The sequence below is a fragment of the Candidatus Omnitrophota bacterium genome, from assembly GCA_041648975.1.
In the GTDB taxonomy this organism is placed as follows: domain Bacteria; phylum Omnitrophota; class Gorgyraeia; order 2-01-FULL-45-10; family 2-01-FULL-45-10; genus JAQUSE01.
The window spans coordinates 94228-104421 of record JBAZNZ010000003.1; the positions used below are offsets into that span (position 1 = coordinate 94228).

Sequence of the window (10194 nt, forward strand, 5' to 3'; positions counted from 1 at the left end):
ATGAATACCGCGGACTCCAAATACAGAAGCTTGAATAAGAGCATCTCTATAGTTATGCCGGCCTATAACGAAGAGCAAAATATTGAAAAGACCGTGAAGAAGTGCGCTCACCTCCTGGATAGCCTCGCGGTCAAAGGAGAGGTGGTAGTAACAGACGACGGGAGCGTCGACAGGACGAAAGAGATACTTAGCGGCCTGAAAGGAAAGATGGCAAACCTTGTGGTCGTTGAGCATAAAGAGAATAAAGGTTACGGCGCCAGCCTGAACGACGCCATCATAGCTTCTAAAGGAGACCTCATAGTCAGCATCGACTCCGACGGGCAATTCGATATAGATGAGCTGCCCTTGCTGCTGGACCGGTATATGGAAGGCCACCCGATAGTCGCCGGTTTCCGCAAAGAAAAGAAAGACTCGTTCTTTAAAGTATTTGCCGACAGATGCATGAACCTTATGGTGAACATGATGTTTGGTTTGAGGTTAAGGGACTCTAACTGCGCTTTCAAATTGTATGAAAGAGATATCATCAAGCCGGTGAAGGTAGAATCCATGGGGTTTTCCGCTCCTACCGAGATAATGGTTAAGCTCAAGACTAACGGGCATTCGTTCGCCGAGGTGGGTATAACCCATTCGGCGAGAGAGAAGGGTAAATCCGCCCTCAAACTTGTGGGCACAAGCTTAAATTTTTTCACATTCCTATTTTATCTGAAATTGAAACAGGGCCTGTACAGGAAGCGCGTGATCAATAACTTTTAAATAGAGAGGCACAAGATGGAAGACAGGAAAGAGAAAAAAATTTCCGGTGTAATACTGGCAGCTGGAAGGGGAGCGCGCATAAAACCGCTCAGCCTGTCTATCCCAAAACCTCTTCTTCCCGTATGCAACAAGCCTATTATGCAGTATCAGATCGAGGAGATGGCCAGGATCGGTATAAAGGATATCATCATTGTTGTCGGCCATTTAAAAGACAGGATAAAGAATTATTTTAAGGACGGTTCGGCGCTGGGGGTAAATATTTCATATGTAGAACAGAAAGAGACGCTAGGCATAGCCCACGCAGTCGGCCAGCTTGAAAGCTATATAAAAAATCCTTTCCTTTTGTGGCTGGGGGACATCTTCTTTGTCTCCAGGAATATAGATATGATGCTGAAGATCTACAGCCAGAGGCGCGCATGCGCGGTGCTTGCCGTTAAGAAAGAGAAGGACGCGGTCCTGGTGAAGAGGAATTTCGCCGTTCTTCTGCATGAGAGCGGGATGGTCAAACGCGTCGTCGAGAAACCGTCGTATTTTCATACCGATCTGAAAGGCGCCGGGATATACCTTTTCGATCTGGATATATTCGACGCGATAAGGAGGACGCCCCGGACAGCCATGAGGGATGAGTATGAGATAACCAGCTCGATTCAGATACTTGTGGAAGACGGTTTTCCCATATATCCCGCCGATGTGATCGAATGGGACATGAATATAACGTACGCCTCCGACCTTCTGTTCTGCAACCAGTCCCAGCTGAAGATATGCGGCAAAAATATGATAATAGGAGAAAATTCCAAGGTGCATAAAGACTCTCGAGTGAAGAGTTCTGTTGTCGGAAAGAATGTCACGATCAAATATCCCGTTAATATAGTGAATTCTCTTGTGATGGACGGCGTGAGGTGGGATTCAAAAAAAGATATCGAGGACTGCATTGTAACAAAGGGATCGGTCATTAAATCAGGCCGCGCGATTAAAGATGAAGAACAGATATAAGAGAGCGCTGGTTACGGGCGGGGCGGGGTTCATCGGCTCGCATATCGTCGACAGGCTGGTCGAATCCGGCATGGAGACGGTGGTGATTGACGATCTTTCCACGGGCAAGAAGGAAAATGTGTCCTCGAAAGCAAAACTGATTGTCGGCAGCATCCTTTCAAGGCGTGACTTGAAGAAGGCCATGAAAGGCGTCGATGTCGTATTTCACAATGCCGCCAAGGTGAGTGTCAGGAATTCTTTCCAGGATATCTATGATGATACCGAAACGAATGTCATGGGCACGGTGAACGTACTTAATGCGATGGCTGAAAATAAGGCCAGGAAGATAATACTCGCGTCCTCCATGGCCGTATACGGCAAGAATAAGCTGCCCGTACCTGAAACAGGCATGCTTGAGCCGGTATCGCCGTATGGTGTAGGAAAATTGGCGTCCGAAAAATATTGTTTTCTCATGAGCGCTTTTTACCGTTTTGACGCGGTGGTCTTGCGGTATTTCAATACGTACGGGCCGAAACAGACTCTAACGCCTTATGTGGGCGTGATAACGATATTCATAAATCGCCTGCTCCGCGGCGAGGCTCCGGTTATTTTTGGAGACGGGAAACAGAACCGCGATTTTATACACGTAAAGGATGTAGCCGAGGCTAATATCCTGGCGATGATGAGCGACTGCGCGCGTGCCGTTTTGAACGTAGGGACAGGCCGGGGGACAAAAGTGTCGGAACTCGCGCGCCTTTTAATAGATGAGATGGGATCGGACCTTAAACCGGAATACGAAAAAGCAAAGCCCGGCGAACTGGCCGATTCCGTGGCAGACATAAGGATGGCTAAAGATACGATAGGATTCATCGCAAGATACCGGTTAAGAGATATGATCGCAGAGACTGTAGGAGTGGTAGCAAACAGCGGTAGAGGCGTAAAATGTTGAAATGGACCGACGTAGCAGAAGCTTTCATAATAACGACAGTTGTTTCCTATCTCATTATGCCGTTCATGAGGATGGTGGCATTGAGGACGAATTTTGTGGACCATCCCAAAGATAACAAGGTCCATGCCCGCCCCATACCGCTTTTGGGCGGCGTCGGAATATACCTGGCTTTCATGATAGGGGCGTTCAGCAATCTTGGCATTTTCCAGGATCCGAGATGGATGGGTATATTTATTGGGGCTACCGTCCTTCTGGTCATAGGGCTCATAGACGACAGGATGGGCATGATGCCCGAGATCAAGCTTCTGGCGCAGATATTGGCGGCTATGGCTGTCGTAAAATCGGGCGTGCGTGTGGAGTTTCTGCAAAATTATTACCTTAATACTGTCTTGACCTATATATGGATTGTAGGCATAACAAATTCTTTCAACCTTCTGGATAATATGAATGGGTTATCCGCCGGAATAGCGGTTATAGCCTCGGGCTTCTTCGGAATAATAATGTTGTCAAGCAACCAGGTGGAGATAGCCGTCATATCTTTTGCGGTGACAGGCTCCTGCCTCGGTTTTTTAAAGCACAATTTTCCCAAGGCCAATATCTTTATGGGCGATTCCGGAAGTCTCGTAATAGGTTTTATACTCGCGTCCTTAGGAATACTGGGCAGTTGGAAGACAAAGTTCCTTACGACGTCGTTGGCTATGCCTGTGCTTGTGCTGGCATACCCGATATTTGATACGACGCTCGTGACTATTATGAGACTTTTGGAAGGGCGCTCAATATTTCAAGGAGGTAAGGACCACTCATCTCACAGATTGGCGCTTTTAAGTTTCAGGAAGCGGAAGGCTGTCCTGGTGATATACATCATCTGCGTCCTGCTCGGATTAAGCGCTCTTGTGATACAGAGGGTCCATATCAGGGCCGCTTTCGCTATAATAGCAGTTGTCATCCTGTTTTTGACGGCGCTGGGCGTAAGGCTGGGCATGGTAAATACGGGCAGGTTCGGCAGAAAGAAGAAAGATAATGGGAAAAGAAAAGACAAGGGCTCGTAATGCAGAAATTTAATGAGATATGCAGTATGACGATAAAATGGTGCCTGTGCGCGATAGTCTTTGCTGCGCCGTTCTCGAAATCGATATCCGAGATAGCTATAGCTCTTGCCATAGCCGTATGGGCGGTGAAGAAAGTATGCAATAAAGATCTTCGCATCCATAAGGACGCCTTGATCATCCCTTTTCTGATATTTGTGGTAACGATCATACCTTCGTTCTTCAATTCAGCATATCCTGCCATCAGCGTAAAAGCCTTTTTTACCAAAGTTTTAAAATATGTATTCCTGTATTTTGTCATGGTTGAATCAGTGGACAGCCTATCTAAGCTTAAAGACATCCTTATCATGGCGGTCGCGTCCATTGTGGTGATAATGGCGGATGGGTTTATACAATTCAACTTAGGCATAGATCTACTGCACGGTTATCCGTCATTTAAGGGCTATATGCCGATCATGAACGTTGACGTCGCGTCGAATTATTTCAAAGGGTTTCCAACCGCGTCATTCCCGTATCCTAACGATCTTGCGGCATGGATATTGCTGGCTATCTTTCCTGTAGTCTGTGTCGCCATATTTGGCCCTAAAAAGACGAAAGCGCGGTATGCCGCATGGCTCATCTCCATAGGCCTGTTTGTCCTATTCTTTTTAACCAAGGCGCGCGGAGCGTGGATAGGATTAGGGCTATCAACCGTGTATATAGCTGTCTCTAAAAATAAGATATGGTTGATAGCTATCCTGGTATTGATGTTAGCTGTTCCGTTTTTATTCAGGATGGAAATGGCGCAGCATATATTTTCCAGAGTAAGCGTCGATGACAGGATAGGCATGTGGAAGACGGGATGGCAGATATTTACGGAGCATCCCGTTACGGGGAACGGCCTCAATACATTTTTCCGGAATTTTCAAAAATACAGGAATGACGCTGATAAGGGTATGAAAGGAAGCTATGCCCATAATTGCTATCTTCAGATGGCCGCCGATACCGGCATTATAGGTCTGGGAGGATTTTTATTCCTCATAGCCGCGTATTTTTTGTCTGTGATAAAGAGCCTCCGGAAGATAAGGGACGATCTTTACCAGTCGGTCCTTTGGGGACTGTCCATAGGCATATTCGCGTTCCTGGTACACAGTTTTTTTGACACCAACCTCTATTCATTGAATCTGGCCACGTTATTTTGGTTCGCCATAGGGTTAAGCGGGGCGATATCAAACGTCGCTCAGGACAAGGGCGTATCAACGATATGAATATTTTGATAATCAATCCGTTCGGTATAGGCGATGTGATATTTTCGACTCCGTTGGTCGCGATATTGAAGATGAAGTATCCTGAAAGTTTCATAGGCTATATATGCAATAAGAGGGCATATGAAGTCCTGAAGACAAATCCCAACCTCGATAAAATGTTCCTTTACGAGAAAGACGACTACAGGCACATCTGGAAGAGGTCGAAGACAGGATGTCTGAAAGAGATATTTTATTTTTTAGATAAGATAAGGAAGGAGAAATTTGACCTGGTAATAGACCTTTCGCTGGGATACCAGTACAGCATGTTAATGAAACTTATCGGGATAAAGGATAGGATAGGTTTTAATTATCGCAACAGGGGCAGGTTCCTGACCAGGAAGATAGATATAGAAGGGTTCCATGAAAAGCATGTCATAGAATATTATCTCGACCTCCTCAGGCTTATTGATATAGATATTTCAGGATATGATGCGGGGCCGAAAGTCTATACCGCCGCCTCGCAAAAAGGTCCGGCAGACAGATTTCTCGAGGAGCACGCTGTCACGGATAAAGATATGATCATAGGGGTGGTCGCCGGCTGCGGCGCAAGCTGGGGCGCAGACGCCGTATACAGGAGGTGGGACGGAAAAAAATTCGCGCTGCTGTCAGATATGCTCATGAAACGGTATGGAGCCAGGATACTTTTACTCGGAGACCATAAGGACGCGGATGTATGCCGCGATATAGAGGCGTTTACGGATGACAAGGTCATCAACCTGTGCGGCAGGACATCCATGGGGGAGTTTGTGGAGTATCTGACAAGGTGCAGGATGGTGGTGACGAACGACGGGGGGCCTCTCCATACGGCTGTGGGCCTGGGTGTGCCGACCGTTTCCATATTCGGCCCGGTCGATGAGGTCGTGTACGGGCCATATAAGAGCGATGTCGTCCACAGGGTCGTATCAAAAAAAGAGTTACCCTGCCGCCCGTGTTATAAGCGGTTTAAATTCAATAAATGCGATAACAGGCTCTGTCTCGATTCAATCACGGTCGATGATGTCATGAAGGCCTGCGAAGAGGTCATTGCCGCGGGCAAGGAAGAGAGATGAGGATCGCTTTAATCTATCCGTCCATCTACGAATCCGGTTTTAATAAAGACGGGCGGGATATCGTATTTAACCAAGTCCATCCGGGGCTGTGTTACCTGAGCGCCGTCTGCAAGAAAGAAGGCTTAAAGGATATAACGCTTGTGGACTTGAGGACGCTGCGGGGTTGGGATGATTTTAAGGAAAAGATACGCCAGGCCCGCCCGGAAGTCGCCGGGATCACCATGATGAGCCCTGACTATAGTTATGCCATGCAATGCGTCGATATAATAAAAGAAGCGGCCCCCGCGGCAAAGATAGTGGTAGGCGGATATCACCCCACCATAATGACGGACCAGGTCGCGGCGAACGATAAGGTTGATCACATTGTAGTAGGCGAAGGCGAGATAACTTTTCCCAAACTTTTGCGCCGGCTGGAGAGAGGCGAGAGCGTAAGCCGTATAATAAAAGGCGAGATGCCCGACGTGGATTCGCTCCCATTTATCGACAGGGAGCTCTTCGATTGCCTGGAACTACCGTTCGATTTCTTCCTCCCGGTCCCGTTCTTTTCGATACTTGGAGGCAGGGGATGCCCATATAATTGTAATTTCTGTTCTCCGGCCGGCAAACTGATGCACGGCTACAGGATAAGGCGAAGAAGCGTCGATCACGTCATAGAAGAACTGCGGTTCCTTCGCGACGTATACACGTTTAACAGCCTCCAGTTCTGGGACGACTGTTTCACGGAGGATAGGGGTTGGGTAATGGAGTTTTGTGAGAAGTACAAGAGGTCCGGTTTTGACAAGCCTTTCATCGTCCAGACGCGCGCCGATATAATATGCAAAAACCCCGATATGATGAAGGCCCTCAAGAAGGCCGGGCTTGTTATGGCCCAGATAGGTTTCGAGAGCGGCAACGATCGCGTGTTAAAGTTCATGAATAAAGGGACGACGGTCAAGCAGAACCTTGGCGCGGCCAGGATCTGCAAGTCTCTCGGCATAAAGGTATGGGCATATAATATGTTCGGGCTTCCTACGGAGACGAGTGAAGAGGCGCAGGATACGGTCAGGATGATAAAAAAAATAGCGCCATACAGGTCGAGCGCGGCGTTCTTTACGCCGCATCCGGGCAGTCATTTTTACGAATATTGTAAAAAGAACGGCCTGTCGCTCATAGACCATAATGACGCCTTTGCGCGTTATCCGGAAGTAGACAAGCCTAAGATAAAAGGCGTGGACTATGACGCCATGAGGAAGTTGGCCAGGGCGTCGAAGGACCTGTCCCCGGCAGTGAAGCTGAGAATAAGGATCGAAAGGATATTTGCCCATAAGAAGAACAAGGTCTTCAGGATAAGGTTCGCCGAGTGGCTTGCGAAATATCCGTCTTTGAACAAGACGGCGGTTTTAAGGATGATGAATCAGGCATCGTGAGGGGTGATATGCCGAGAGTAAGCGTAGTAATGCCGACGTATAATTGCGCCAGGTACCTGGGGGAATCGATCGACAGCGTCCTTGACCAATCATATAAGGACCTGGAGCTGATAGTAGTGGACGGCGAGTCGACCGACAACACAGACGCTATAGCCGCCTCATACGCGAAGGACCCCAGATTCGTTTTTATAAAGAAGCGCTCCGGCATCGCCGGCGCGCGCAATGTGGGGATAAGGGCCGCCAAGGGCGAGTTCATAATATTCCTCGATTCGGACGATCTTTTGCTGGAAGGGACCATAGCCAAACAGGTGGCTTTCATGGACAGCCATAAGAAATGCGGGATATGCTACGCAAACACGATATATTTCAATACGGATACGAAGAAAGAAGTGATGACCACCTATCATAATTTTTCGGGCGACATATTCTATTACCTTAAGAGGAACAATTTTATCCATCCGTCCGCTGTGATAGCTACAAGAAAGCTTTGTCTGGAAACGATGTATGACGAGACCCTGCCGCCGCACGAAGACTGGGACTTTGTCCTGAGGATAGCGCTCAAGGGCGTGAAGTTCTATTATATAAAAGAGGTCCTTACAAAGATAAGGGTAAGGGGCGGCAGCACGACGACCGGAAACAAGGATTTTAAACTGGCTAGGGACGTTGTCGGATTGAAAGCGAAGATGGTATATTGGAGGCAGTTCAAGAGCGGGATGAACGTCTATTCTCTGAACGGCTGGTGGACTATATACAGGTACCTTAAATTCAAGATAGGGGCGTTCCTTATCGGTTTTCCGAAAGCGGCGCGTTATAACAGGCCCGTTCCCAATGAGTTGGTCGGGTGAAATTTTTCGCTCCACCACAGGGCAGCTTAACGGCAGGCGCCCTTTCGGCTAATTTTGCCGTCAAGAGTATTGAGCTTGGTATTAGTTATATATTTTTTATCTTGCTGTTATGGAGACAACGGCTCTAAAGGGTTTGTGTTGCGGTGCGGCCTCGGCAAAATATAACGCCTCAAGGGCAACCTGCCGTTATCTGCCCCTGCAGTATGAGCGAAGAAATTTTACTAAGGGGGCAGGATAGAAGTAGCTTCGGCAACCGCCCGTAAGTTCCCTGCCCGCCTGAAGCAGTCTCTTGCTGGCAGGCGGGTGCCATCTGAGGAGCGAAAAATTTTACTGAAGGAGTGAGTTTGGAAATTTTTACGGGTGATGCTCCTTCCAGACTTTTTCTCGATAAGGGCGAAGTTTGGGATGGGGCAGTACAGATACGCGCATAGAATATACCGATATGTAATGACTGAATGCCAAGTTAGACCGTTATTTACAGAGTTTAGTATAAAGAAATAGGGAGATTGTAAACCCCAAACGAGCCCTTTAAAAGAAAAAGTCGAAGGAGCAGCAGGACCCGTAAAAATTTCATAATGAGCGAATATTTTCAGTGCTCGAATAACGAGGCTTAGATTGAAGCAGAATACGCAAAAAATATTGAGTGATATATGAGCGAATGCGACATAATAATACCGGTGCTGGATAACCTGGAGCTGACGAGGAATTGCCTCGAGAGCGTTTACGCCAATATACACACGCCGTTCGGTTTGATTTTGATAGATAACGGCTCTGCGCCCGAGACAAAAAATTATCTTAGGGAGTTCGCGGCTTCACATAAGAACGTGCGGCTGATGGAGAATGCTGAGAACGTCGGATGGGTGAAGGCGGTGAACCAGGGCCTTAAAGCGTCGTCCTCCCGGTTCATGTGCGTCATGAATAACGACACGATCGTAAGGACCGGCGATTGGATTTCAAAATTGATCGCGGTCGCGAAGAGCGGGAACGATATAGGCCTCGTGAACCCGTTCTTCCAGGCGAAAAGGATGTGCCCGGAATGCGACGCCCCATTTACCGAGATAGATTTCTGCCGCGGTTATTGCGTATTGATAAAGAGGGAAGTGCTGGACAAGATAGGGCTGTGGGACGAGGCTTACGGGATCGGTTACTACGACGACCACGACTATTCCGTCGCGGCGATACGCGCGGGATTCAGGTGCGTCAGGGCGAATGACGTATTTGTCGAGCACCTCGGCGACTCTACTTTTTGCGCTCTTTTCGATGACGCGAAGAGGCGCGCGTTACACGAAAGGAATAAGAGGTATTTCTATTCAAAGTGGGGCAGGCGGCTGAATATAGTCTTTATTTTGGCGAGGAGAAATAATAATAAATCGGTCGAGGATATCCTCTTGGCGCTTGCGAGGAGGCAGCATATAATATATCTCTGGAATCTGACCGGTTTACGTCTCGCGATAAAGCATATTAATATAAGAGAGAAGGTCGTGCCGCCGATTATCTTTAAACTGCTCCGGTTCATTTCGATCCGGCTGAACGGGCTGAAGAGAGAGTCTAAGAGGTATGACTTAATATTTGTAAATGACGGCCCGTCCGCCCTGGATGATACAGCTAATGTGTATCATGTAGACGCGGGAAGGGACGCAGGCAGGATAATGGAAATAGCCGATAAGGCAGCAAAGGTGGTAGGATAAAATTTTTCGCATCCCAGTCCGGCGTGGAACTTTCGGGCAGTTGCCTCAGCTTCGCCGCAAATCGGCATTGGGCATCACTCGTGTCCAAATTATGATTGAAAAAGCCCAACCGAATCCTTATGATGGTGATAGAACAGAACCGTCACCAACTACCGATTCTCGTCGGTATATAAGGAGGGTTAGGCTATGCACCATAATAA

9 protein-coding genes are annotated in these 10194 nt (G+C 47.8%); all 9 read left to right on the top strand.

The features are described from left to right. The 9 genes from WC592_01560 to WC592_01600 all read left to right on the top strand — a co-directional run bounded on the left by WC592_01560 (nucleotide 1) and on the right by WC592_01600 (nucleotide 9994). Entirely contained in the window at nucleotides 1–753 is a 753-nt protein-coding gene (locus WC592_01560; GenBank protein MFA4981143.1) for a glycosyltransferase family 2 protein, read from the top strand. Between the two features lie 15 nt (nucleotides 754–768). Next, on the top strand, nucleotides 769–1746 hold the full coding sequence (locus WC592_01565; GenBank protein ID MFA4981144.1) for a sugar phosphate nucleotidyltransferase: 978 nt from the start codon (nucleotides 769–771) through the stop codon (nucleotides 1744–1746). Beyond that, nucleotides 1730–2674 carry an SDR family NAD(P)-dependent oxidoreductase gene (locus tag WC592_01570; protein MFA4981145.1) on the top strand — a complete coding sequence of 315 codons (945 nt, stop codon included), beginning with the start codon at nucleotides 1730–1732 and terminating at the stop codon, nucleotides 2672–2674. The genes WC592_01565 and WC592_01570 overlap by 17 nt, the downstream gene beginning before the upstream one ends. Next, nucleotides 2668–3723: an MraY family glycosyltransferase gene (locus WC592_01575; protein MFA4981146.1), complete on the top strand. Its 1056-nt coding sequence runs from the start codon at nucleotides 2668–2670 to the stop codon at nucleotides 3721–3723. The genes WC592_01570 and WC592_01575 overlap by 7 nt, the downstream gene beginning before the upstream one ends. Further along, on the top strand, nucleotides 3723–4967 hold the full coding sequence (locus WC592_01580; GenBank protein MFA4981147.1) for an O-antigen ligase family protein: 1245 nt from the start codon (nucleotides 3723–3725) through the stop codon (nucleotides 4965–4967). Before WC592_01575 ends, WC592_01580 begins: the two co-directional genes overlap by 1 nt. Then, nucleotides 4964–6055 carry a glycosyltransferase family 9 protein gene (locus tag WC592_01585; GenBank protein ID MFA4981148.1) on the top strand — a complete coding sequence of 364 codons (1092 nt, stop codon included), beginning with the start codon at nucleotides 4964–4966 and terminating at the stop codon, nucleotides 6053–6055. Before WC592_01580 ends, WC592_01585 begins: the two co-directional genes overlap by 4 nt. Then, nucleotides 6052–7461, top strand: a complete 1410-nt coding sequence (locus WC592_01590) for a radical SAM protein (GenBank protein MFA4981149.1) — start codon at nucleotides 6052–6054, stop codon at nucleotides 7459–7461. Before WC592_01585 ends, WC592_01590 begins: the two co-directional genes overlap by 4 nt. An 8-nt stretch (nucleotides 7462–7469) precedes the next feature. Beyond that, complete coding sequence (locus WC592_01595) at nucleotides 7470–8306, top strand: glycosyltransferase (GenBank protein ID MFA4981150.1); 837 nt, start codon at nucleotides 7470–7472, stop codon at nucleotides 8304–8306. A gap of 650 nt (nucleotides 8307–8956) precedes the next feature. Continuing rightward, the gene (locus tag WC592_01600) at nucleotides 8957–9994 is read left to right on the top strand and encodes a glycosyltransferase (GenBank protein MFA4981151.1); all 1038 of its coding nucleotides are present in this window, start codon (nucleotides 8957–8959) and stop codon (nucleotides 9992–9994) included. The last annotated feature ends 200 nt before the right edge of the window (nucleotides 9995–10194 follow it).